23 protein-coding genes are annotated in these 24193 nt (G+C 60.8%); 10 read left to right on the forward strand and 13 right to left on the reverse strand.

Features of this window, described 5'->3' with window-relative positions; genetic code table 11:
* Positions 1–24 precede the first annotated feature (24 nt).
* From malE to ACQ4WN_RS07175, 6 genes are all read right to left on the reverse strand, one after another.
* Positions 25–1245 carry a maltose/maltodextrin ABC transporter substrate-binding protein MalE gene (gene malE / locus ACQ4WN_RS07150; protein ID WP_436550895.1) on the reverse strand — a complete coding sequence of 407 codons (1221 nt, stop codon included), beginning with the start codon at positions 1243–1245 and terminating at the stop codon, positions 25–27.
* 99 nt (positions 1246–1344) lie between these two features.
* On the reverse strand, positions 1345–2430 hold the full coding sequence (locus ACQ4WN_RS07155; protein WP_436550896.1) for an ABC transporter ATP-binding protein: 1086 nt from the start codon (positions 2428–2430) through the stop codon (positions 1345–1347).
* A gap of 84 nt (positions 2431–2514) precedes the next feature.
* Positions 2515–4152, reverse strand: coding sequence for an alpha-glucosidase (locus tag ACQ4WN_RS07160; protein ID WP_436550897.1), 1638 nt, complete (start codon positions 4150–4152; stop codon positions 2515–2517).
* A gap of 240 nt (positions 4153–4392) precedes the next feature.
* Positions 4393–5403 carry a substrate-binding domain-containing protein gene (locus ACQ4WN_RS07165; RefSeq protein WP_436550898.1) on the reverse strand — a complete coding sequence of 337 codons (1011 nt, stop codon included), beginning with the start codon at positions 5401–5403 and terminating at the stop codon, positions 4393–4395.
* Between the two features lie 340 nt (positions 5404–5743).
* Positions 5744–6961, reverse strand: coding sequence for a maltoporin (locus ACQ4WN_RS07170; RefSeq protein WP_436550899.1), 1218 nt, complete (start codon positions 6959–6961; stop codon positions 5744–5746).
* Between the two features lie 210 nt (positions 6962–7171).
* The gene (locus tag ACQ4WN_RS07175) at positions 7172–8713 is read right to left on the reverse strand and encodes an MFS transporter (protein WP_436550900.1); all 1542 of its coding nucleotides are present in this window, start codon (positions 8711–8713) and stop codon (positions 7172–7174) included.
* 133 nt (positions 8714–8846) lie between these two features.
* Between ACQ4WN_RS07175 and ACQ4WN_RS07180 the strand changes: the two genes are divergently transcribed.
* The 3 genes from ACQ4WN_RS07180 (at position 8847) to ACQ4WN_RS07190 (ending at position 12932) form a co-directional block, all read left to right on the forward strand.
* Entirely contained in the window at positions 8847–9773 is a 927-nt protein-coding gene (locus ACQ4WN_RS07180; RefSeq protein WP_436550901.1) for a LysR family transcriptional regulator, read from the forward strand.
* 312 nt (positions 9774–10085) lie between these two features.
* Entirely contained in the window at positions 10086–11207 is a 1122-nt protein-coding gene (locus ACQ4WN_RS07185) for a patatin-like phospholipase family protein (RefSeq protein WP_436550902.1), read from the forward strand.
* A gap of 78 nt (positions 11208–11285) precedes the next feature.
* The gene (locus ACQ4WN_RS07190) at positions 11286–12932 is read left to right on the forward strand and encodes a methyl-accepting chemotaxis protein (protein WP_436550903.1); all 1647 of its coding nucleotides are present in this window, start codon (positions 11286–11288) and stop codon (positions 12930–12932) included.
* Positions 12933–13148: 216 nt separating this feature from the next.
* Here ACQ4WN_RS07190 and ACQ4WN_RS07195 read toward each other — a convergent pair whose 3' ends face one another.
* Entirely contained in the window at positions 13149–13487 is a 339-nt protein-coding gene (locus tag ACQ4WN_RS07195) for a hypothetical protein (RefSeq protein WP_157814644.1), read from the reverse strand.
* Between the two features lie 52 nt (positions 13488–13539).
* Positions 13540–14118 carry a hypothetical protein gene (locus ACQ4WN_RS07200; RefSeq protein WP_436550904.1) on the reverse strand — a complete coding sequence of 193 codons (579 nt, stop codon included), beginning with the start codon at positions 14116–14118 and terminating at the stop codon, positions 13540–13542.
* A 27-nt stretch (positions 14119–14145) separates the two neighbouring features.
* On the opposite strand from ACQ4WN_RS07200, the gene ACQ4WN_RS07205 reads away from it, so the two are divergent.
* Positions 14146–14865, forward strand: a complete 720-nt coding sequence (locus ACQ4WN_RS07205) for a tyrosine-type recombinase/integrase (protein ID WP_436550905.1) — start codon at positions 14146–14148, stop codon at positions 14863–14865.
* 50 nt (positions 14866–14915) lie between these two features.
* Here the strand turns inward: ACQ4WN_RS07205 and ACQ4WN_RS07210 are convergent, their stop codons facing one another.
* From ACQ4WN_RS07210 to ACQ4WN_RS07220, 3 genes are all read right to left on the reverse strand, one after another.
* Positions 14916–15743, reverse strand: a complete 828-nt coding sequence (locus tag ACQ4WN_RS07210) for a DUF6624 domain-containing protein (protein WP_436550906.1) — start codon at positions 15741–15743, stop codon at positions 14916–14918.
* Positions 15744–15907: 164 nt separating this feature from the next.
* Positions 15908–16447, reverse strand: coding sequence for a hypothetical protein (locus tag ACQ4WN_RS07215; protein WP_436550907.1), 540 nt, complete (start codon positions 16445–16447; stop codon positions 15908–15910).
* 50 nt (positions 16448–16497) lie between these two features.
* A complete protein-coding gene (locus tag ACQ4WN_RS07220) occupies positions 16498–16917 on the reverse strand; it encodes a hypothetical protein (protein ID WP_436550908.1) in 420 nt (139 codons plus the stop codon).
* Positions 16918–17363: 446 nt separating this feature from the next.
* Between ACQ4WN_RS07220 and ACQ4WN_RS07225 the strand changes: the two genes are divergently transcribed.
* The 6 genes from ACQ4WN_RS07225 to ACQ4WN_RS07250 all read left to right on the forward strand — a co-directional run bounded on the left by ACQ4WN_RS07225 (position 17364) and on the right by ACQ4WN_RS07250 (position 21963).
* Positions 17364–17831, forward strand: a complete 468-nt coding sequence (locus ACQ4WN_RS07225; protein ID WP_436550909.1) for an SRPBCC family protein — start codon at positions 17364–17366, stop codon at positions 17829–17831.
* A gap of 276 nt (positions 17832–18107) precedes the next feature.
* Entirely contained in the window at positions 18108–18878 is a 771-nt protein-coding gene (locus tag ACQ4WN_RS07230; RefSeq protein ID WP_436551081.1) for a creatininase family protein, read from the forward strand.
* Positions 18879–18935: 57 nt separating this feature from the next.
* Complete coding sequence (locus tag ACQ4WN_RS07235) at positions 18936–20207, forward strand: YncE family protein (protein ID WP_436550910.1); 1272 nt, start codon at positions 18936–18938, stop codon at positions 20205–20207.
* Positions 20208–20348: 141 nt separating this feature from the next.
* Positions 20349–20720 carry a VOC family protein gene (locus tag ACQ4WN_RS07240; RefSeq protein WP_436550911.1) on the forward strand — a complete coding sequence of 124 codons (372 nt, stop codon included), beginning with the start codon at positions 20349–20351 and terminating at the stop codon, positions 20718–20720.
* A gap of 27 nt (positions 20721–20747) precedes the next feature.
* Positions 20748–21089, forward strand: coding sequence for a DUF2628 domain-containing protein (locus ACQ4WN_RS07245; RefSeq protein ID WP_436550912.1), 342 nt, complete (start codon positions 20748–20750; stop codon positions 21087–21089).
* Positions 21090–21327: 238 nt separating this feature from the next.
* Positions 21328–21963, forward strand: coding sequence for a phasin family protein (locus ACQ4WN_RS07250; protein WP_436550913.1), 636 nt, complete (start codon positions 21328–21330; stop codon positions 21961–21963).
* A gap of 116 nt (positions 21964–22079) precedes the next feature.
* Here ACQ4WN_RS07250 and ACQ4WN_RS07255 read toward each other — a convergent pair whose 3' ends face one another.
* A complete protein-coding gene (locus tag ACQ4WN_RS07255) occupies positions 22080–23111 on the reverse strand; it encodes an alpha/beta hydrolase (protein ID WP_436550914.1) in 1032 nt (343 codons plus the stop codon).
* A 105-nt stretch (positions 23112–23216) separates the two neighbouring features.
* The gene (locus tag ACQ4WN_RS07260; protein ID WP_436550915.1) at positions 23217–24107 is read right to left on the reverse strand and encodes a LysR family transcriptional regulator ArgP; all 891 of its coding nucleotides are present in this window, start codon (positions 24105–24107) and stop codon (positions 23217–23219) included.
* Between the last annotated feature and the right edge of the window lie 86 nt (positions 24108–24193).

The raw sequence follows: 24193 nt of genomic DNA on the forward strand, positions 1-24193 counted from the left end.
CAGAGGGCAAGCCCCTTGAGTGACTTAGTTCGCCGTCGTGATCCGCTTCGCCGCCGCGTCCAGGCCATCCTTGGTGGTCTGGCGGCCTTGCGTGATGTTTTCCAGCGCCGATTGCATGGACGACCAGAAGCGGCCCATTTCCGGGTTGTTCGGCATCGGGCGGCCCGCTTGCGCGCTTTCCATCGTCGCCTGGATGTTCGGATTGGCTTTCAACTCCGCGAACAGCACCTTGTTCGCTGGCGTACCCAGCGGGACGTCGGCGTTGATGGTTTTCAGGCCATTGAGCTGCAGCATCTGGTTTTCCAGGAATTCCGTGGCCAGGTCCTTGTTCGGGCTCGCCTTGGAAATCATCGCGCCCAGCACGCCCACGAATGGCGTGGCCGTCTTGCCTGCCACGGTAGGAATCGTTGCCACGCCGTAATTGATCTTCGATTTGCGCGCGTTGTCCCACGACCATGGGCCGTTGATCATCATGGCGATCTTGCCCTGGTTGAAGCCCGCTTCCATTTCCGCGTAGCCCGCGCCCTTTGGCATGGCGCCACTGTTGATCAAGGTCATCAGCGCATTCACGCCAGCTTGCGAGCCGGCATTGTTGACGCCCGTCTTGGCCGCATCGTAGCGGCCGTCGCTCTTGACTTCAAACGGGTAGCCGCCGCCCGCGCCCAGCAAAGGCCAGGTGAAATAGGTATTCGTGTAATCCCACAGGATGGCTTTCTTGCCTTGCGCCGAGAGTTTTTTGTCCAGTGCGGCGATTTCCTCGAAGGTCTTTGGCGGATTCGGCACCAGGTCCTTGTTGTAGACGAGGGCGACGGCTTCGATGGAGATCGGGTAGCCCCAGGTCTTGCCGCCCACCGTGAAGGCGTTCCAGGCGAGCGGCAGGATGGCGGCGCGCGCTTCCTTGCTTGGCGTGACTGGTTGCAGCAAGCCCGCGTCAATCCAGCCGCCGATGCGGTCATGCGGCCAGATCCAGATATCCGGGCCCTTGCCGGCGGCCGCTGCCTGCTGGAATTTGTTCGGCGCATCTTCCGGGTGTTCGACGACGACCTTGATGCCCGTCTTCTTGGTGAATTCCTCGCCGACCTTGGCCAGGCCCTTGTAGCCCTTGTCGCCATTGATCCAGATCAAGAGGGTGCCTGCTTCGGCCGCGTTCGCCATGCTGACGGCGGCCAGGTTGCCGATGCCGGCCAGGGCGGCGGCGATCAGGGTGGTTTTGATGAAGCTGCGTTTCGGGTGCGTGAAGGACATGTCAATCTCCAGTGTCTTTTTTTATGTGAAGTATCAAGGCTGAAACGATGCAACCGGGCCAGGCGGCGCCTGTAGCGCCTGGCCCCTTAAAGCCGGGGTTCAGGTACGGGTCTGGCCGTGCTCGTCGAACACGTGGACGCGGGCGGGTGCCACCTGCAGCGCCACGGACTGGCCGATGGTCCAGTCCGTATCCGCATCGGCGCGCACCACCAGCGGCTCATCGCCGCCCGGTACGTGCACATACAGATAGCTGATGTCGCCCAGTTTTTCCACCGCCTGCACGGTGGCCGTGATGGCGGCCCCAGCACCGGGCGCGCACGCCTGTACGTGTTCAGGGCGCGCGCCGATGGTGACGGGGGTGCCGCTGGCCAGCGGCTGCTGGAGTGCCGCCTGCAGCAAGCCGCCTGCATTCGTGGCGATGGTGGCCACGCCGTCCGCGTAGCTGTGGACCTTGCCTTTGAGGAAATTCATGCGGGGCGAACCGAGGAAGCCGGCCACGAACAGGTTGGCGGGATGGTGGTATAGCTGCAGCGGTGCGCCCACTTGTTCGATGCGGCCCGCGTTGAGTACGACGATGCGGTCGGCCAGGGTCATCGCTTCGACCTGGTCATGCGTGACGTAAATCATGGTCGAGCGCAATTCGCGGTGCAAATTCGCCAGTTCGATGCGCATCTGCACGCGCAGCGAGGCGTCGAGATTCGACAGCGGCTCGTCGAACAGGAAGACGTCGGGTTTGCGCACGATGGCGCGGCCGATGGCCACGCGCTGGCGCTGGCCGCCTGACAAGTCTTTTGGCTTGCGTTCCAGCAAAGGTTCGATGCGCAGGATTTGCGCGGCGCGCTGCACGGCGTCGGCGATCTGTACGCGGCTCATGCCAGCCAGTTTCAGGCCGAACGCCATGTTTTGCGCCACGCTCATGTGCGGGTACAGGGCATAGCTCTGGAATACCATGGCGATGCCGCGCTTGGCGGGCGGCACATCGTTCATGCGCGTCTTGCCGATGAACAGGTCGCCGCCGCTGATTTCTTCCAGGCCGCAGATGCTGCGCAGCAGGGTGGACTTGCCGCAACCCGACGGGCCCACGAAGACCATGAATTCGCCGTCGGCGATCTCCAGGTCGATGCCGTGCAGGGTTTGCACGTCGCCATATGCCTTCTTCAGGCCTGTTAACTTCAGTCCAGCCATGTCGTCCTCGTTCTCTCAATTTGGCCCCGCTGATGCGCGGGGCTCGTTATTGTAATTGGCGGCATGGCCGCCAAAGCCTGCGATTTACGCCAGGGTGCCGAACCAGCCGCCATGTGGGGGCAGGGTGATCTGGCTGCCTTGCTTGTCGCCCGGCAAGCCGTGACCGGCCAGGTCCGTCGCTGCTGCTGCGGCCGGCAAGTCAAACGTGACCGCTTCGGTGCCCAGATTGAAGGCCGCCAGTACGGATGGTTGGCCGGGCAAGTCGCGGCGCAGAGCCAGCACGGGTTCCGGCGCATCGAAGAAGACGATATCGCCGCGCAGCAATTGCGGCAGGGTGCGGCGCCAGGCGAGAATGTTCTGCGCAAAGCGCAGAGGCGACCCGGCATTGTCCTCTTCCACGTTGACGGCGCGCGCCAAATGCTCGGGCGGCACGGGCAACCACGGTTTTGCCGAACTGAAGCCGCCATGCGGCGCGTCAGCCACCCATGGCATTGGCGTGCGGCAACCATCGCGGCCCTTGAACTGGGGCCAGAACGGGATGCCGTATGGGTCTTGCAGCGCTTCGAAAGGAATATCCGCTTCCGTCAGGGCCAGCTCGTCGCCCTGGTACAGGCACGGCGTGCCTTTCAGCGCCGCCTGCACGGCCAGCACCACCTTGGCCAGCGATGGCGACGGGTTCTCGCCGCCCCAGCGCGTCATGACGCGCACGCTGTCGTGGTTGCCCACGGACCAGGAAGCCCAGCCGTCGGCCACTTGCGCTTCGAATTCTTCCACCTGCGTGCGGATGTGCGCGGCGGAAAACTCTGCCGTCAGCAAGTTGAAACTGTAAGCCATGTGTAGCTTGTCGGCGCCCGTGTAGGCAGCCATGGTGGCCAGCGCATTGTCGTCGCCCACTTCGCCGATGGAAATGGCCTGGTATTCATCGAGTATGGCGCGCACGCGCTGCAGGTAAGCGATGTTTTCCGGCTGGGTCTTGTCGTACACGTGCGCTTGCATGCCGTACGGATTGATGGCCGACACGCTGCTCGCATCGCGCTGGGCGGCCGGCGGATTGTCGCGCAGCAACTGGTCGTGATACGGGAAGTTACAGGAATCGAAGCGGAAGCCATCGACACCGCGTTCCAGCCAGAAACGCAAGTTGTCCAGCTGGGCTTGCTGCACGGCTGGATTGTGGAAATTCAGGTCGGGCTGGCTGGCGAGGAAATCGTGCAGGTAGTACTGGCCGCGGCGCGGCTCCCATTGCCAGGCGGAACCGCCGAACACGGACAGCCAGTTGTTTGGCGCCGTACCGTCCGGTTTCTGGTCGGCCCATACATACCAGTCGGCCTTGGCATTGTCGCGGCTGGAGCGGCTTTCCACGAACCATGGGTGGACGTCGGACGAGTGCGATAACACCTGGTCGATCATCACTTTCAAGCCCAGTTCATGGGCGCGTGCCACCAGGCGGTCGAAATCGGCCAGGCTGCCAAACATGGGGTCGACGTCGCAGAAGTCGGCCACGTCGTAGCCGAAGTCTTTCATCGGTGATGTGAAGAAGGGCGAGATCCAGACGATGTCGGCGCCCAGGGCGGCAATGTAATCGAGCTTGGAGGTGATGCCGGGCAAGTCGCCGATGCCGTCGCCATTGCTGTCGAGGAAGCTGCGTGGATAGACCTGGTAGATGACGGCGCTGCGCCACCAGTCGGCGGGCAAGTGGGCGAGATTGTTCTGGATGGTCGGCATGAATGATTTCTTAAAAATTGCCTGTAGCCTTGGCTATCAGTGCAGCGCTGCTGGTTGGTAGGCGAACGTCTTATTTTAAGATTCAAAGCGCTTTGGGTATGAAATGAGTATAGTTCAAAGCGCTTTGAAAAGTAAAGCGATACACGCGCCAGACATACGATTTTTTTATGAGGGTGATTCAGGCCAACAATGCGGCGCTGCCGGCGAGGTGGCCGGCAGCGTAAGGGAGGGGAAAAGCGACTAGTTCGGCACAGGGCCGGCCGACTCGCCTGGCAAAAGTTCGCATGGCCACAGTTCCTGCAGCTCGGTGACGGGCGTACCGTCCATCAGGGCCAGCAGCATGTGGATCATCTTCGCGCCGGCGCCGCGCGGGTCGGGCTGGACGACGGTGGTGACGTTGTGGCCGGCCAGGGAGTCTTCCATCACGCCCCAGACGATCAGCGACATCTCGCTGCCGATAGCGATGCCAGCGTCGAGCAGGGCGCGCACGGCGCCCACGCCCGACATGTGATTGTCGACGATGACGGCGGTGGGGCGGGGCGAGCGGGCCAGCAGGCGCTGCATCGCCTGGTAGCCGGCGCGGCGGTCGTGCGCATTGTCGACCAGGTTGTCCGGGTCAACGGCGAGGCCGCCTGCCTGCATGGCGTGCTGGAAACTCTCGACGCGCTGGCGCACGAAGTTCAGGTCCGGCGTGGCGCTGATCAGGCCGATGCGCTGGTGGCCCAGCTGTGCCAGGCGTTCGACGGCCAGGCGCATGCCCGCCTCGTTGTCATAGTCGAACCAGGCGTGCGGCTGGTTCAGCTGCGTGCGGCCATGCGCGACAAACGGCATGCCCTGCTGCGCCAGGTAGGCGATGCGCTCGTCGAACGGTTTTGTCCGTCCGACCACGAGGCCGTCGATGCGGCGTCCCTTGACCATGCGTTCATAGGTGTGGAATTCATTGGTGGCCGACGCGGGCGCGATCATCATGTCCATCTGCTGCGCTTCCAGCGCTTCCGACATGCCGCCCACGATCTCGATGAACATGGGGTCGGCCAGGTCGTTCGGCATCAGCGGGTAAATGATGCCGACGATATTCGTGCGCCCCACGGCCAGGCTGCGCGCCATGGGATTGGGGCGGTAGCCGGCCGCCTGCGCGGCGGCCAGCACCCGCTCGCGCGTGCGTTCACTCACTTCCGGATAGCCATTCAAGGCGCGGCTGACGGTGGTTTCGGATATTCCTAGCGTTCTGGCGAGATTTTTGAGGTTCATGGATGCTGCAGTCGGGGGCTATCTTGAGTGGGTCTTGCCGCTGCCGGCGTCCTGCCGGTGGGCGGGAGCGGTGCAGTGCAATGCGATTAGGAGTAGTTTATCTGATAAATGCCGGAATGATCAGGGGTATGACCAGCGGCGGCAGCGCCCAAAAAAATACGCGGGCAAACCCAGGGGCGCCCGCGCTAAAAGAGGATACTGCTGAATCACTACATTGAAGCTGCCGGCCATCGCGTGCAGCGGCGAAATGGTGGGTCCGGGTAAAGCAGGCCCCCAGGAAGGCGGGCGGTGTTGCTGCCAGTGGCTGGCGCCTTGCGGCATCAGCCAGTGTTGGATGCTCTTACCACCAGGATTCCACTTGGAAACCCATGGAGCTGCCGTTTGTTTTTCCACCAAACACGCCCGTCGACGACAGCGCCGTTTCCGCTGCGGCCGCCGACTGGGCTGCCTTGTTCCATTTGGCGTAGGTGTAGAAGGCGCGCAGCACAGGGCGCGACCAGAAGCTGTTGCCTGCCGACAATTGCGGCGCGAAGGTCAGCTTGGTCAGGTTGCGGCTCTCGCCACCCTCCGGCTTGACGATGTCGTGGCCCAGTTCCACCGCCAGGCTGTAGTTGTCCGTAAAGTGGTAGACGGGACGCGCGCCGATCGAGGTCCATTTGCTGCTGACGCCGGCCGTTTGCTTGTCTTCGTAGACGAAGGTGCCCATGCCCGACCAGGAACCTTTGGGCTGGATCATGATTTGTTCCGTCAGGCGCGTGACCTTGTCGTCCTTGTCGGCGCCCAGGCTGAAGCCGCCCGTGTTGGCGGCGCTACCTTTGCCGAACTGCAAGGCGACCTTGTTGAAGCCACCCAGCAGGTTGCCCTGCGTATGCATGATGGTCAACAAGTGGCCGCTGGCGATGGGGGCGGCGCCTTGCGCATTGCGTTTCTGATTGAATTGCAGGCCCAGCGTCAGTTCACCGTCCGGGTTGACCTTGATGCCGGAAAAGCGCAAGTCGTGGGACAGACCCATGCGCTTGCTGTCGCCGTCATCGGCCGTGCGTACGATGGCGTAGGCCAGCTTGGCGGCGCCCAGGTCGATGTTTTCCAGGCCGGCGCCAGGGCCGCTGTTGTTCCAGAAGTAGTAATCGGTGATGTGAACGTCCTGGCGGTCGTAGTAGCGCTTGCCGACCCAGGCGCGCGCTTCGGCGAAAGCGCCCGTGCCAATCTTGTCAGCCACCACGTTCATTTCACGCCACGACGGGTCCGACTGTTCCCAGTCCTGGTTCTGATTGACGGAAAACGCCACCAGGGTATTGATGCGGAAGGTGGTGCCGTTGGCTGCCTTGAACGCTTCGCCGCCGAATTTCAGCTCGCCGTAGGTTTCGCACTCATTGCCCAGACGATACTTGGACGAGGCGCCGGCCAGGCCGAAACAGGCTTCCTTGCCGCCTTCGCTGCTGGTGCCGAAGCCCGAGCGGATGTAGCCGCCGAAGTCGATCGGCAAGGCAGCCTGGGCCGACGCGCTCAAGGCCATGAGCACTGCCGCTGGCAACGCTTTCAAGAAAAATTTGTTCATTGTGTCTCCAGTATTTTTATAGGTGTGGGATCGGTGCACGTCACTTCGCACAACCAAAGCGCTTTAACTGTGCCTCAAAGCGCTTTGAGTATAGTCCAAAGCGCTTTGATCAGTAAACTGGTTTTATTCCTTGAAACTTTTGAGGTGTTGCGGAGAAACATCAAAGGCGGGCAGCGGCGCATGGGCGCCGCCGTGTACGGCAAGTGCAAATCAGGAGGTAGTATCACCAGCGGGCAGGGCGGCCGTGTCCATTGTTGCAGCGGCCGGATGACGCAGGAATGCCAGAATCAGCAGGGCCGAGGCCGTGGTAATGCTGGCCAGCACATACAGCAAGTGGCGGAAAGCCGCGCCATACGCTTGCGCCAGCTCGGCGGTGTCTGCCTGCGGCAGCAGGGTAGCCGCATGGCGCAGTTCGCCAAGTGCCAGGAACGGCCCGGCGTGCGCCGCCTGTGCCGTGCCGACGCCGGCAATGCCGGCGCCGACCAGCGACGCCACGGTGAAGGTGCCCAGCAGCGCGCTGACGATGGCCAGCGCCAGGCCTTCGCTCGCCACGCGCGTCGTGTTGAAGATGCCGGCCGCCATGCCCGCCCGCTCGACGGGCACGACGCTGATGGCCAGGCCATCCATCAAGCCCCAGGGCAGGCTGATGCCGCAGCCGATCAGCAGCAGCGGTCCAAGCAAGCTGGCGGGCGACTGTCCCGGCGCGCAGGTCGATAGCCACAGCAAGCCACCCGCCGCCAGCAGCAGGCCGCTGGCGCAAATGTGTGCGGCGGCAATACGCTGCGCCGCCATGCCGGCCAGGACAGGCAGCACCAGCATGGGCGCCGACAGGGAGATCATCATGCGTCCCGCTTCCAGCGCGCTGTAGCCTTCGATACCGATGAAGCGGGCCGGCAGCAACACCAGCAGCACGACAAAGGAAAATGCGGGCGCGGCCGCCAGCAGTTGCACACCGGCAAAGGCCGGCAGGCGGAACAGCGACAGATCCAGCATGGGCCGCGCGGCGCGGCGCTCCACGCGGATGAAAGCGGCCAGCAGCAAGGCCGCGCCACCGAGCAGCCCCAGGCTGGCGGCGCTGCCCCAGCCACTGTCGGGCGCCTGCAGCAAGCCATACGTCAACAAAGAGAGGGCGCTTGTAAACGTCAGGGCGCCGGGCCAGTCCACGCCTTGCGCCTGCGGGTCGCGCGATTCGCGCATGGCGCGCGCGGCGGCCAGCAGGGAGGTCAGGCCGGCTGCGGCCGTGGCGACAAAAATGGCGCGCCAGCCCGTGTGCGTGATCAATGTGCCTGCCAGGAAGGGACCGAAGGCCAGGCCCACGCCGAAGGCTGTGCCGATCAGGCTGAAGGCGCGCGCGCGGGACGGGCCGTCGAATTCCTGCGCCAGGGCCGCCAGTCCGCTCGACAGGGCCATGGCGCAACCGAGGCCCTGGATGGCGCGCAGCACATCGAGCCACAGGATGGCGGGCGCGGCCGCCAGCGCCAGTGCGGCGGCGGAAAACACGCCCATGCCCAGCAAGAACACGCGCTTGCGACCATAGCGGTCGGCCAGCGCGCCGGCCACCATCAGGCAAGCGCCAAAGCTGAGCATGAAGGCATTTGTGATCCACGCCAGCGCCAGCGGCGTACCGTGCAGGTCGGCGGCGATGGCGGGGATGGCGATGGCGGGGCCTGTAAAACTGAGCGGCATGCACAGCGCGGCCAGGCAGACGGCGGCCAGCACGAAGGCGCGCCGGGCCGGGGAGGCAGGCTTCATATGGTGATTCGTATCCATGGGAGTGATTCCAGAAAGGGGGAATGTGATGATAATATGGACGTAATCAATGAAAAAGTGGCTTAAATTCCACTCATAGCGGACAAATATTCCTTAATGGAGATGGCGAGGTGGCATGGATAATCTGAACGGCATCGCCGCCTTCGTGCGCGCGGCGGAAATGCGCAGCTACGTGGCGGCCGGGCGCCTGCTCGGCGTGTCGGCTTCTGCCGTGGGCAAGAGCGTGGCGCGGCTGGAAGAAAAGCTGGGCGTGCGCTTGTTGAACCGCAGCACGCGGCGCATCAGCCTGAGCAACGAGGGCGCGCTGTTTTACGAGCGCTGCCAGCGCATCCTGGCCGACCTCGGCGATGCCGAGGCGGAATTGTCGCACCTGGCCGTGGCGCCCCGCGGCAAGCTCAAGGTCAGCCTGCCCGTGATCGGTTACCGCATCATCTTGCCCCTGCTGGCGGACTTTACGCGCCTGTACCCGGAGATCGAGCTCGACCTCGATTTCAACGACCGCCTGGTCGACGTGGTGGCCGAAGGCGTCGATGTGGCCGTGCGCAGCGGCACGCTCACCGATTCGCGCCTGATGGCGCGCGAGCTGGGGCCGTTTGCCTTTGCCATCGTCGGCGCTCCCGCGTATTTCGCCCGGCATGGCATGCCGGCCACGCCGCGCGAGCTGGAAGGGCACGCTTGCGTGCGCTATAAATTTCCCACCACGGGAAAATTACAGGAATGGGCGCTGCAGCGCGCCGAGGGCGACAGCGGCAGCGAGTTGCGCTTGCCGACGGCCTTGACCTGCAACAATATCGAGGCCTTGATCGGCGCCGCCACGCAGGGCGTTGGCCTCGCTTACCTGCCCGACTTTATCGTGCGCGACGCCATCGGACGGGGCGAACTGCAGGCCGTGCTGGCCGAGTACCTGCTGTACTCGAGCAAGTTCTGGGTGCTGTGGCCGTCGAGCCGCCATCTGTCTCCCAAAATTCGCGTCTTTGTTGACCATTTGTGTACCCACCTGCACTTTTCCTCGCCCCTTCCTGATCCTGTATCGCCGCGCTGACCTCCTGGCCGCCGCACTGGCGGCTGGTTGCGGAATATTCCTACCCCCAAGAGATTATTCCTAACGCTGCCGAATTTATATTTGCTGCGCCGCACCACGCGATGCCGCGCAGCATCAACTTATGGTCTTCCTGAATACCGGTTATGCGCTAATTAAATTGCCATGAAGAATTTATTTATGTTAATTTCATATTTGTTTCTGTCACATTGCATCGGCGTGACGGTTGCGGGAACATGCGCAGGATTAGGCGCACTAAGCGTGTAGTAACCAACAATTAAGGGGTGGCAACCCCGTTCCGTTCAGGGAGTGTGCATGAAGACAGTGATGACGACACCGCAGAATCCGGTGCCAGCTGCAACAGCGAAACCGGCCCGCAAAACGGGTTTGTTGCTGGGTGGCGGTGCACCAAATTCCACCCTGATTGCCGGCGCTCTGGCCGCTTTCCTCGACGAGGGCATCGAGTTCGACGTCATTTCCGCCTCCGGCGCCGGTGTGTTGATGGGCTTGCTTTACACGACGCCGCACGAGGCCACGCCACGCCAGGCCTTGCAAAGCTGGGCCGACACGGGTGTGGCCGACAGCATCTACAAGATGATTCCGATCAACTACAAGGTGTTCCAGAAGCCGGGCATGCAGGCGAGCACCTTTCGCGACGCTTTCCAGCCGCCGGCCAACAATCCTTTTTTTCAGGCGTTCCAGCAAACGTTTGCGGGCGTGCCCACAGCCTGGTCGGACTGGGGCAAGCTGATGGTGTCATCGCTGTCGCCATCGGACCTTTCGGCGAAAAGCCTGGGTCTGTGCGCGCACTTGCCCTTCCTGGAAAAAGCCGTGGATTTCTCGGGCGTGGCGCGCATGCGCCCCGATTTCTATATCAATGCCTACAACCTCAGCGAACATCGCATGCAAATCTGGGGCAAGCACGAGATCGAACCCATCCATGTGCGCGCGGCCCTGTCGTTTCCCTTCCTGTATGCGCCCACGACCATCGCTGGCGATGACTACATCGAAGGCGCGGCGCTCGATACGCTCAATTTCGAGCCATTTATCGAAGGCAAGGGCGAGCACCATGACGCCGACACCCTGGTCATCCTCGACATCCTGGGCGACGAGCGCTTGCTGCGCAAGCCGCGCAACCTGTACGACGCCTGGGTGCGCTCCATCATCACGCCGTTGGTGAAAATTTCCAAGAGCGAGCTGCGCCTGTTCGAGCTCGAGCACAACACGGACGCGCAAACGGGCCAGCCCAAGCGGCGCCTGCTGAAGCTCGACCTGATGGGCGGCATCCCGGAGCAGCACTGGCCCGATACCCTGGACTGGTCCAGCTCGAACATGCAGCTGCTGTTCGACGTGGGCCACAAGGCGGGCCTGGCGTTTTGTCGCCAGCATGGCGACTTGCTGCGCCGCACGCCTGGCGCTTCGCCGCTGGCGGCCTAGCACCGGTCTCCGGCCACCTGATCGGCAGCTACTCATCCTGCCTGGCTCCGCCAGGTCACCTTTTTACTGTGAAACGCCATGAATATCACCAAGCAATTAATTCTGACCCTCACCATCGCCTTGCTGGCCTTGCTATTGCTTGGCGCCGGCGGCGCCATCCAGTTGCAGCGCGCCCAGGAGCGTTTTGATACCGTGCAAAACCGCATCATCCCCAGCATCCAGGGCTTGAATGCGGCCAAGGGATTCCTGGCAGATTCGCGCCTGGCCGGCTACCGCCTGTCCGTGTTCTCGAACCTGGCCGACAAGACGGCGCTGGACAAGGCCGTGGCCGACGCCAACACGAATTTCGACAAGGTCATCGCCACCTACCGCGCCGAGCGCCTGTACGACGCGACGGACAGCAAGATGCTCGACGCCGACCAGGCCGCCATGGAAGCCTACCGCCGCGCGCTGGTGCCATTCTTTGCCGCCGCCTACGCGGGCGACATGGATGGCGTGCGCGCCACCTTGCTGGCGGGTACGCCACTGGCCATCACGGCGGCAGCCGCGAAAAAAAGCATGGATGACCATATCGCCTACAACAATAAGCTGGTCGAAGACGTGAAGGCTGAAAGCCTGGCCGCCTACGACACGGCGTTCAACACCATGCTGGCGGTGCTGGGCGTGGCCGTGCTGCTGACGGGCGCGCTGGCCTGGCATATCTACCGCACCATCAGCGGCGGCCTGGGCGATATCGAGCACACGCTGGAACGCGTCAGCGCCTCGCTGGACCTGTCCGCCGCCATGCCCGTCGAGCGCATGGATGAAGTGGGCCGCACGGCCACCGCCTTCAACAAGTTTCTGGAACGCATAGTCGACGTGATCGCCACCGTGCGCACATCGGCCGATACGGTCAGCGTGGCGGCCGCGCAGATTTCCGCCGGCAACGCGGACCTGTCCGTACGCACCGAGCAACAGGCGTCTTCGCTGGAAGAAACGGCGTCCAGCCTGGAAGAGCTGACCTCGGCCGTGCGCCAGAATACGGACAATGCGCGTCAGGCCAATACCCTGGCCGTGTCCGCCTCGGACGTGGCCCGCAAGGGCGGCGCCGTGGTAGCGCAAGTGGTGGGCACGATGGGTTCCATCAATGAGTCGGCGAAGAAGATCGCCGACATTATCGGCGTGATCGACGGCATTGCTTTCCAAACCAATATTTTGGCGCTGAATGCGGCCGTCGAGGCGGCCCGCGCGGGCGAGCAGGGCCGCGGCTTTGCCGTGGTGGCCACCGAGGTGCGCAACCTGGCGCAGCGCTCGGCGGCGGCAGCCAAGGAAATCAAGGGCTTGATCGAGGATTCCGTGGATAAAGTCAACACGGGCAGCGCGCTGGTTGACCAGGCGGGCGCGACCATGGAAGAAATCGTCGCCAGCATCCGTCGCGTGACGGACATCATGGGCGACATCGCCAACGCCAGCCACGAGCAAAGCGCCGGCATCGAGCAGGTGAACCAGGCCATTTCCCAGATGGACCAGGTCACTCAGCAAAACGCTGCCCTGGTGGAAGAGGCGGCCGCCGCCGCATCCTCGCTACAAGACCGCGCCGTGGAACTGGTCGACGTGGTGGCCGTGTTCCGCTTGCGTGCCGATACCCAGGGGAAAGCGTTGAAGGTGGCGGGCGGCTTGCCGGCCCCGGCAGCGCCTGCCGCCAGCCGGCGCCTGGCGCTGCCCGGCCGCAGCGCCCGCAGTTAAACCTTGTAACTCCCCCCCCCGGTACGCCGGGGGGTTTCTTTGGTGCTGGCGCTGTCCCATGCGGGAGTGTTGATGTTCTGGACCTGTGGCGAGTGTCAGTGAAGTTGCCCGGGCGGAAGGAGGGGCACCGTCCGGTTCTTCGCCAGTCAGGGTGCCTGCCTGGCTTACGGACGCGTGAGTCCGCTTTCGCCCCAAAGCGGTCTTTGTTCAAGAGTTCTACTTCTCGTAAAAACCACTACAAAGGTGACACCCAAAAATTCCACCATAGTGGAAATTATGATCTGAACAATAGGCGGCACTTGGGCTATATCCTTCTTGGCAATATGTAACCTCCTCAAAAATAGCTCTATTGGACGATGCTAGTTGCCGCGCGTTTTGATAGCCCAATCCTAATGAAACCTGCATCGGTCTTCTGTCGCGCACACTTTCCATCACTGCTTTTCGCAGTTCAATCTCACTAGCAAAAACTCCCTGCGCACGGATGAGCTTAAGTCCTTCTTCCCGCATAGTAGGAGCTATTTTCGCCCACAGCTGAACTCGAACTGGTTCTTCCATCTTTCGTACCTCATCAATTCCTCTAACTGTCTGCTCCTGGCCGGAACCGGCATCACAGTTTCTGATACAGGAATGTTGGACACGTTCCCGCCCCATCTTTGCTAAATTTAACCACCTGCGTCAGCACAGCGGCGACGTCATGATACTCGGTCAGCGGTAACACCTGGTCTTGGTCGGTATCACGCTCACAAGACAAGACAGCGTTGGATTCGTAGCGCAGAACATGCAACAACGCTTGCAAAAACATATCTGGGTTTGGCCAAAGATATGCACGTTTACGGTCAAGTGTAGGCAGTAGAGCAATCACTTTTCCCTCACCGTCGCCACACTTCACAAGCTTGCCAAGCAAAGTCTCGCCCACATAGCAAAGCAATTCGTCAGTCTCTCCGAAGGGCGTGACAAACGGTTTTATCGAAATAGTTTCTACTTGTGCCGGAATGCGTAGCCAAAATGAATCCGGTGAGAATACGAACGTTGAGGTCATTACAAATCTGGTGAGGTTGAAGTAAGGTACTGACTGTCTGCTCTTGGCCGTATCCAGCCTATCAGCAACGATATCATGTTGTCCAAATGAAAATCCAGTGAATTTCCACCTCACCTTCCTCACGCCGCCGATGCTCTTTAGACGCATAGTAGAGTTCCATTCAGGAGGTCTATCATGGAACATCATGCAAAATTTTTTGGTCAACCTACACCATGGAACAAGGGTAAATTAGTCGGGCAAAAAGCGCCGCTGCGCATAAGCGAAATCTGGGCAATTCGCGTCTGCCTGGAGATATACCGGAGAGTGCGCGACTTGGCGCTCTTCAACTTGGCTATCGATCGCAAATTGCGTGGATGCGACTTGGTCCAGTTAAGTGTCAACGATGTATGTCAAGGAGGACATATAGCAGCGAGGGCCATTGTGATGCAGCAGAAAACGAAGCGACCTGTCCAATTCGAACTTACCGCAGGAACCAGGAAGAGCCTGGGGGAATGGATTGCGGCCGCAGCTTTTCGGCACGGCGACTTTCTATTCTCCAGTCGGATTTCTGAATCGCCGCATATTTCGACCAAGCAGTACGCGCGCATAGTTCACCAATGGTTCGACGAAATCGGATTGGACTCGATGGCATACAGTACACAGACGATGCGCCGGACGAAGCCAACCCTCATCTACCGTCGCACAAAAAATTTGCGGGCGGTACAGCTATTGTTGGGCCACATGCGCTTGGAAAGTACGGTGCGCTATCTTGGCATTGAGGTTGACGATGCGCTAGAAATGGCCGAGAAAACCGATGCTTTAGAACAAAAGCGACGCCAGCAGTCGCCCCGAAGCGGTCGTTTTAGGTCTCCAGGGTTACTCATGAATTGGAATCCCGTAGTCGTGCTTGATTGAAGAAGGGCATTCAGCGTTTTACTCGGCAACGGCTTGACGCCAGCCATTCCTTAATTGGCTACACCGCTACCTTTGGCTTCGTTAGGGGAATAGGTCAACCCGAACCGTTTTGCATAGTCAGCCAGTGGCTCCAGGCCGATGCTGCGTCTGCGCTCGTCGACATGGGCTTCGTCCTCGATTGGTTTGAAGCGCAGCGGATTGGTGCTCAATTGGCTGCCGTACCGTTGGAACTTGCCGTCAGCGATACGAACGCGGTCATCGAGCATCGCAAAATGGCCGGCGAGAGCATCACTGCGCTTAACCGCATCGTGCAGCAGCGGCAGGTACTTGCCCTGACTAGCGTGGTCCGCATGCTGCAGAACCAGGAAAGCAGTCTGTGAAGCGGCGCCGGCAAAACGCAGGCCGGGCCAGCCGTAGGCATCGATTATTTCCGCCAGCCGTTTCATGTTGGCGACGTCGATTGCAGTCTGCTGTTTCCACTCGTCCGGGGTAAGGTCGCCGTTTTCCAAGCGTCCGCGGTACAACTGGTCGGGGCCGGCCATCGCCTCGATGTCCTGCACGGCTTTGGCACGCTCAGCACTAATCGATTCGGTGCTTACCACCACTTCTTCTCCAAACAGAACGATTGATTGCCCGGCCGGCGGCGTGAACCTGCCTTGCACGTTGCCCCTGAAGCGGGCTTCCTTGTCACCGGTGTCAATACGGTTGGCCATGGCCGATAGCTCGACCTTAGAACCGATCGGAAACATCATCCCGGCAACGAGTTTGCCTTCGGTGTAAACCGAAATCGTGGTCTGCGTCTGCCCACCATCTGCATAGATTGGCTGAGTTATGCAGGCGAGTGTGGCAAGAAGCAGGTATTGCGGCCGCAAGGTCATTCTGGTTCTCTCCATAGAATGGGGCAGGAAAATTCTGCGACTGCGGCAGATAGTTGACAGGTGATGCATCGCGAATACGCGAGAATCTAACATAGCGGCGCGGAAAAGAATCTCACTGATTCTACTTGAATGTCCGCTTCTGGCCGGTACCGGGCCGAGGGCATTTAGCTGTCAAGCGCCAAATCGAATTCGCTTGGCGAGGCAGCGCCAATCGTTAAGCGAGCACCTCGTTCTAATAGTGCCAAAGCATCTGGTCCGACCCAATAAGCTTTAACGCGGAAAAATTTGTTGGTCAACGCAGTAGAGAACGCACGTTGTAGCCTCGTGGCCACCGGAGTGTCTGACGCCGTCGAGATACGACCAGATAACAAAATCTGGTCAGAATAAAAGCCGCCGTGCTGGAAAACAATACTATCAGGATTCATCAACTGGTCGATGGCGAATTTTTTTCGCCCATCATTTTGTTGGATGCCCCTACTCTGGATAAGAGACGCCCGCTCAGTGACAAGGTATCCTGGCCCCGCTACCGCACTAGTAACAACTAAGGCTTTTGTTAGTGTCGGAAGTTCTGCCCCGCTGCCAAACGTCACGTAAGCATCCTCATCAAATAGCCCAGTTCGTGTATAGCCAAGCGGAATCTTCGCCTCAACAAGTTCGAAAATTGGTAGAAGGTCCTTTGCTGTCGCGTAGAAATAGCGTTGCATAAGCAATTTTCAAAAAAAAGTATCAGTCCGCTTGTGGCCGAACTCGGCCTTTAATCAGAGACAATTCGCTGCCCCACCTCGAATGCATTCTCATGGCTATAAAATAGGATAAGAGGTTTGTCGTTCGAATAGACTATCGCGTCGTCACGTGAAGGGATAAAAATATCCGACCAGTTTTCGACCAGGAACACACTGCTGCATAAGAAGCATTCGTCTTCTCCAAACACAACCACGACCTGCTGAATGCCCGGTACACGCGCACGTAACCACATGGTCGCGATGGCCGCATCATTGCCGAATTCGAACCGCTCGATTGCGCCAACGGTGTTAATGTCCAGGCCGAGATGCGTCTTCGAGTCATGAAGGCCCACTAAATGATATGCGCGGCGAGCACCCTCGGCATTCAGCCAAACGATATCCGCTGAGTGATGCTTTAGCTCCTGAGCCCTCCAATGTGTTGCGTTCATCATCTCTCAAAATCTCACGGCCATCACGGCCAGTGGCTTGTGGTCGAACCCGGCCAACGCTTTCAGGATGGAGTCGTGCCGGGTGTGAAATGCATGCCTCGTTACTTGTCTTGCCAGGCGCGCGCCTGCTCATTGCCGTACCGCTTGAGCCTGGCTCCAGACAAGGTTGGCGTCATGGCCTGATTCTGTTTGTGACAAGTATAACCAGAATCTAATTATATTTATATGACAAAAAAACAGTGTATCCTCCAATCCCGGCAAGTCCATTTTTGCCGGTGCAAGGGAAAAGCCGTAGTGTTTGTTTATGCTAGCGGCGTATCTTTTGATAGTCGCAATTATCATGGCGATACTGCATGATGAATGCTCTGCTGCCGACCAATATCCAGATGCTGCGCGGCGCCGGATAGTAGACCCAGTTACTTTCATGAAAATGATAGGGAGATCCCCAATTGACGCATATCGAGGAAAGCATCTACGTTGCAGTCCCGCCCACGGTCATTGACCAAATTTGGAGCGAGGTTGACCGATGGCATTTGTGGGATCCGGATACAAAACAAGCCCGGCTCAATGGACCATTCGCGGTGGGAACAAATGGCCGGATAGTTCCCAGCAAGGGGATGGGTATTCCGATGCTGGTCACCGAGCGCACTGCAGGCCGCTCGTTCACTGTAGAAGGCTATATCCCCCTGTTTCGCATCCACTTCGAGCACACGGTTGCCGCCGTAGATGGCGGATCGGAAGTCGTTCACCGCGTGTGGTTCACTGGAGCGCTCGCCTTTCTGTTCGGGCCAGGCGTTGCCAAACAAGTCCGGCAAGGGCTTCCCAAAACGATGCGCTCACTCAAGGCCTATGCCGAGAAGCGCAACGAGACTCGCCATGATGGCGAGGCGGCGAGGGCTAACGCGGCAACAGCGTGATAGATAGTTTCCCCTCGTCAATTCCTTGCAAAGTGCCGCGTCAAATTAACGTGCCCTTCCCGTCATGATGGAATACAATTCCTGCGTGGCAGCCAGCTTGCCTGGCAAGGCCGGGCACGGTGTCACGCTTTGACCTTGGAAAGACGTTGGCTTATGACTCTGCAGTTCCCCCTGCGAACGGTGCTTTACGCGCCATCCACGCTCCGCATTTCACGCAAGCCCCTCGTTTCCCTGTTCGTCCTGACGTTTTCGTGTCTGCTGGTCACGGCGCCCGTCATGGCGGCCGCGCCTGCCAGCAGCAGCGTCATGCTGGAAGAGCTGACCAGCACGGAGTTGCGCAGCCGTATCGATCACGGTGCCACGACAGTGCTGGTGCCGATTGGCGGCGTCGAGCAGAGCGGGCCGTACATCGCGCTGGGCAAGCACAATGTGCGCGCCGGGATGCTGGCGCGCCAGATTGCGCAAAAGCTGGGCAATACCATCGTCGCACCCGTCGTTTCCTACGTGCCGGAAGGCAGTATTACGCCACCAGCTGGTCACATGCGCTTTGCCGGCACGATCTCGATACCGCCAGCCGCCTTCGAAGCCGTGCTGGAAGGGGCGGCCGCCAGCCTGCGCCAGCATGGTTTCCGCGACATCATCTTCCTCGGCGACCATGGCGGCTACCAGAAAAACGAGCAGAACGTGGCCAGCAAGCTCAATCGTGCCTGGGGAAAAGCTTCCGCCGCCAAAGATGCGCGTGCTTACGCCTTGCTCGACTACTATGACATTACGCAAACGCAATATATTGCCGAGCTGCAGAAGCGCGGCCACAGCAGCGCCGAGATCGGCCTGCATGCGGGCTTGGCCGACGCGGCGCTGATGCTGGCGACGGACCCGTCGCTGGTGCGCAGCGAGGCCATGGCCCACGGACCCAAGCCCGGCGTGGCAGACGGCGTGCGCGGTGACGCCACGCGTGCCACGGCTGAATTGGGTCAGATCGGCATCAAGCTGCAGGTGGATACCTCGGTGGCCGCCATCAAGCAACTGCTACAACGTAACAAGTAAATTCTCCGCCGGAAGTGCTGAACTTCCGGCTTTTGCAACGAAAAGACGCGAAATCACATGAAAAAATCTCAACGACGCACTATCGTCACATTGTCCGCCCTGGCTGCCGCGCTGGCCGGCCTGGCCGTGGCCAGCCAGGTCACCGGCGCCAGCACAGCGGCCCCTGCCGCCGCGGCGCCGGCTGCCGCCTATTCTCCGCTGCCGGGCATGCCGCCGCTGGTGGACCCGAAAAACGTGTACGGCAGCATCGCCAGCAGCAATATGAGCCCCGTCGTCAAGGATCACTTGCGCAGAGTCTACGTGCCCAACCTGCGCTCGAACGACGTTTATGTGATCGACCAGGACAGCCTGAAAGTGGTCGACAAGTTCAAGGTCGGCATCGGCCCGCAGCACGTGGTGCCGTCGTGGGACTTGCGCACCCTGTGGGTGGCGAATAATGCCGAACGCACGGACAAGGGCAGTTTGACGCCGGTCGATCCTTTGAGCGGCAAGCCGGGCAAGGAAGTGCCTGTCGATGATCCCTACAATATGTACTTCACGCCCGATGGCAAGTCGGCCATCGTCGTGGCCGAAGCGCGCCACCGCCTCGATTTCCGCGATCCGAAGACCATGGCTGTGCAGTATTCGATCGACACGCCCCAATGTGGCGGCATCAACCATGCGGATTTTTCCAATGACGGCCGCTACGCCATGTTCACCTGCGAGTTCGACGGCACTATTGCCAAGATCGACCTGGTGGGGCGCAAGGTCGACGGCTACCTGAAATTGCAGATGCCGGCCAAGCGCTTTGCCGAGTCCGGCCCCGTGGGCGGCCCGGCAAATGAAATCTGCAGCGTCAAGAAGGGCATGCCGCAAGACATACGCATCTCGCCGGATGGCAAGAAATTCTATATCGCCGACATGGATGCCGATGGCGTGCACATCGTTGATGGCGCCACCCTGAAGGAAATCGGCTTCATCCAGACGGGCGTGGGCGCGCACGGTCTGTACCCTAGCCGCGATGGCAAGAAACTGTACGTGGCCAACCGCGGCACGCACCGCATCCACGGCAAGCCGAAAGGCAAGGGCAGCGTCAGCGTGATCGATTTCGCCACCGAAAAAGTGGTGTCGCAGTGGCCGATTCCCGGTGGCGGCAGCCCCGATATGGGCAATGTCAGCGCCGATGGCAAGTATCTGTGGCTGTCCGGGCGCTTCGACGATGTGGTGTATCGCATCGATACGAACAGCGGCGACGTGTCCAAGGTGAAAGTCGGCCAGGAACCGCATGGCCTGACCGTATGGCCGCAGCCGGGCCGCTATTCACTGGGCCATACGGGTAACCTGCGCTAGGCGAGGCAGGTGCGCGGTCATCGTTCCGGTGCTCCTGCGCGGGCCTACTAAACCCACGCAGGAGTTGTTGCTTTGCTTGCTTAAAAAGCAATTTTGGCGCATATTCTGCTTCCTGTCCCCTTACCTGCAAGGAGCACCATCATGATTCTTGATCACATCGGTTTGAATGTCAGCGATGCACAGGCCAGCAAGGCTTTCTTTTCGGCCGCCCTGGCGCCCCTGGGCGTATCGGTGGTGATGGAAGTGCAGGGCTGGGTTGGCTTGGGCAAGGATGGCAAGCCCGATTTCTGGTTCGGCGCGGGCGGCACGCCGCATGCCGGCATGCATCTCGCCTTCGCGGCGGACAACCGTGCCCAGGTGGACGCGTTTTACAAGGCCGCGCTGGCAGCGGGCGGCAAGGATAATGGCGCCCCCGGCATCCGCGCCATCTATCATCCAAATTACTACGGCGCCTTCGTGCTGGGGCCGGACGGTCACAATGTCGAAGCCGTCTGCCACCATTCCGAACCCTGACACCGTTCATTACCAGAAGAGAGCAACATGAAGCACAGCGCCACCCTGTTTGCCGACGATGCGGGCCGCTATGCCTACGTGAAAACGGGATTTTCCTGGCCGGCCCTTTTGCTGGGCTCGTTCTGGGCCGTGACCAAGCGCCGCTGGTGGCTATTGCTGCTCATGCTGGCGATGGATGTCTGCCTGTGGTTTGGCAGTCATCTGGCCACCGAACTGCACATCGGTCCGATGATGCTGCTGATGGCCGCCGCGGAGCTCAGTTACCTGCTGGCGCGTGGCTGGTATGGCAACCGCTGGCTGGAAGCCTCGCTACGCAGCCATGGCTACCGGCCCGTCGTGCCGGGCACAGATTTTCCTTCCTGTCACTGACGTTTGCCAAGGGCAAGCTGTCCAGCCAAAACTTTCTGCGCTGCCTGGCGTACCTTTGATCCAGATCATCCTTCACCTGCGGTGCTCACGTAGCCTTGGGACTCGCGTTGCAAAGCATCTTTCCACCAATCGGATATGTTTTTCGCGTTTCGTGGCGTAGCCCGGTCGTCTGCTTCACCGTTCGACAGCCGGTGGTGTCGCCTTGTGTCTACCCAACCGCTATTTAATGAGGAACTCCATGTATCCATATTTCCGTAGTGTTACCCCTGCCGTCAAAAACCACCTGGAAGCGCAACTGGCCTTTTTCAATGGTCTGTCGAAGTCCTTGTTCCAGTCGGTGCAGCACTTTAATGACCTGAACATGCAGCTGGTGCAAGGCTTGCTGGAAGAAACCACTGTCACCAGCCAGAACCTGCTGACGCTCGAGCGCGCTGAAGATGTGTTTCAGGTGGCTGCCGTAGCGGGCCAGCCAGTCGTCGGGCAACTGCGCAAGTACCAGCAACAGGTATCGCGCCTGGCAGCCGATACGCAGGTCGAACTGGCCAATGTGGCAGAGCAGCATGTGAGTGAAACGAGCCGTACTGCCAAGGCTCTGGCCGAAGAAGTGGCGCGTACGGCTTCGGAAGAAACGCAGAAAAACGTGCGCAAGCAGCAGGAAACCATGCAGCGCGTCGCTGAACCATTCCAGGCCAGCCATCAAAACGGTAGCAACCGCGACCAGCAACGCGGTGCGCACAGCCGTGAAGGTCAAAGCCTGCAAAGCGTCAGCCAGCAGGGCAGCCAGCAGTCGGCCGGCAGCGAAGGCTCGGCCAGCGGCAGCGCATCGCAAGCGGGCTCCGCTCAAAGCAAAAGCAGTGCCAGCCGTAAAGAATAAGCGGGCCGCTGCTGTGGGCTGAATGGCCGCTGAATCCGCATCGCGAGTGGCTAGCCTTGCGATGCGCTTAGCTGGCGCAGCATCGTGCGTATTGGTCCGGGCAGAGCGCCCGTCTTTCAGGGGGCGGGCGTATTGTCGTAGGTGGCGGGGCGCGCTGCGGCAGCTTGCGTGGCGGCGCCCTGCGTCGTTGCGGGACTTTGCGCCGTTGCAGGATGGTGCCGGGTGGCCGAGTTCTCCTGCATGCCCATCTCTGGCGTCAGCACGTTGTCCATGCTGTTGTTGGCGTCGATAAAGGCGCTCACGGCGTCCAGCGTGGGGGCCAGCATGCGCAAGGGGCTGGCCAGTGAGGCGACCAGGGTGGTATGGCTGACCTTGTCGAAATACGTTTCCGTCACGGGCCTGGACAACGCCCGCAAGGCCTTGGCAAGGCCACCCGTGTTGCGCTGCGGATTGACCAGCTTATCCTGCCCGGGCAGGGGGGCGATCAGCAGGACGGGTGGGGCTTCGGCAGTGACGTGATGGATAGGCTGCGAAGAGGCGGGCGTGTCCGGGTAAAAGAAGACGGGCCGGGTGGTGGTGTTTTCGATCGGCAGGAAATCATACGGGCCAGCCAGGCCTATCCAGCCCCGCAAGTCGTGCGGGTGCATGCCGTGGCGCGCCAGCAGGCTGGCGTCGAGTGCCACCATCGCCGCATTGTAGGCGCCGGCGCTATGGCCCATGACGAACAGGCGCGCGGGGTCGCCGCCATGGCGGCCGGACTCCATCGCGGCCCAGGCCACGGCGCGCGCCGCATCCTGCAAGATCTCGGGGTAGTGCACGTCCGGATATAGCCGATAGTCGGCGATTACGGCCATGTAGCCGCGCGCAGCGAGCGCGTGGCCAACGAAGGCATAGTCTGCGCGCTCGCCCGCCGTCCAGTTGCCGCCATAAAAGAACACCACCACGGGCACGGGGCCCGTGCGGATTTTGGGGGTATATACATCGAGTTTTTGTCGCGGCAGTGGGCCGTAGGCCAGGCCCCGCGTCACTTGCGAGGCGCTGCCGGACGACAAGGCATTGATGGCGGTCAAGGGCGAGCAGGCAGCCAGGACTGTGACCAGCGGGATGGCCGCCAGCAAACAGAGCAATGTGGTGCGCACTATCGTCATGCTGGCTCCCGATACTTGTTGGTGAAGCTTGCAGTGTAGACCAGGCAGGGCAGGGTGCACATGGGGAAGTTGCTGTCCGTCATAGATAAATGTTGCATGTTTCAATCAATCCTGCAACAGCCATTTGCGCGCCGTGGCGATGACGGCGTCCGACAGGGTGCGCGTGAGGGGTGTCTGGATATCCCAGGCATGCCAGGTCAGGGGGACGTCGAGCGCTTGCCCGGCGGCCACGTCGACCAGCCTGCCGGCGGCCAGCGCCGTTTCCGCCTGCAGCAGAGGCACCATGCCATAGGCATAGCCCGCTTCGATGAAGCGCACGAAGTCGCGCGCCGAACCGAGCACATGGTGCGGATAGCGGCCCGTGTAGCCGAGGCGGTGTTGCAAATAGCGCTCGTGCAGGGCATCCTTGCTGCCAAACGTGATGGCGGGCGCCTGGCTGACGGCCTCCACCGTAAAACCATGGGGAAACCATTGCTGCGCGAACGCGGGCGACGCCACGCACAGGTAGCGCATGCCGCCCAGCGGCGTGGCCGTGGTGCCGGCCACCAGGTCGTTGGCGCTGGTGACGCAGGCAAACACGCGTCCTTCGCGTAGCTGGCTCAGGGTGTGGTCCTGGTCATCGAGGCGGATATCGAGCAGGCAAGATGGCGGCGATAGCAGCGGCCCCAGCGCTTCCGGGATCCAGGTGGCGGCGCTGTCGGCGTTGACGGCGATGGCCAGCTCCGGCAATTGCGTGGTGGGTCCCGGCAGGGCGTCGAGCGCCGCTTCCAGCAATTTGACTTGCCGGTAGTGGGCGATCAGGCGCTGGCCCGCTTCCGTGGGCAGAGGCGGGTGGCTGCGGATGATCAACAAAGTGCCTTCCAGGTTTTCCAGGGTGCGGATGCGCTGCGACACGGCTGGCTGGCTGATCGCCAGCGCTTGCGCGGCCTTTTCAAAGCTGCCCAGGCCGATCACGGCATCGAGGGCGGCCAATCCACGGTAATCGACGACGCGCATAAGATTCTCTTATATAAGGTTAGAATCATTCATTATACTTATATTTACTTTTTCTTTACACTGTTGAAATAGGGTAACAACTCCAC

The sequence above is a fragment of the Janthinobacterium pasteuri genome (assembly GCF_051380775.1).
In the GTDB taxonomy this organism is placed as follows: domain Bacteria; phylum Pseudomonadota; class Gammaproteobacteria; order Burkholderiales; family Burkholderiaceae_D; genus Janthinobacterium.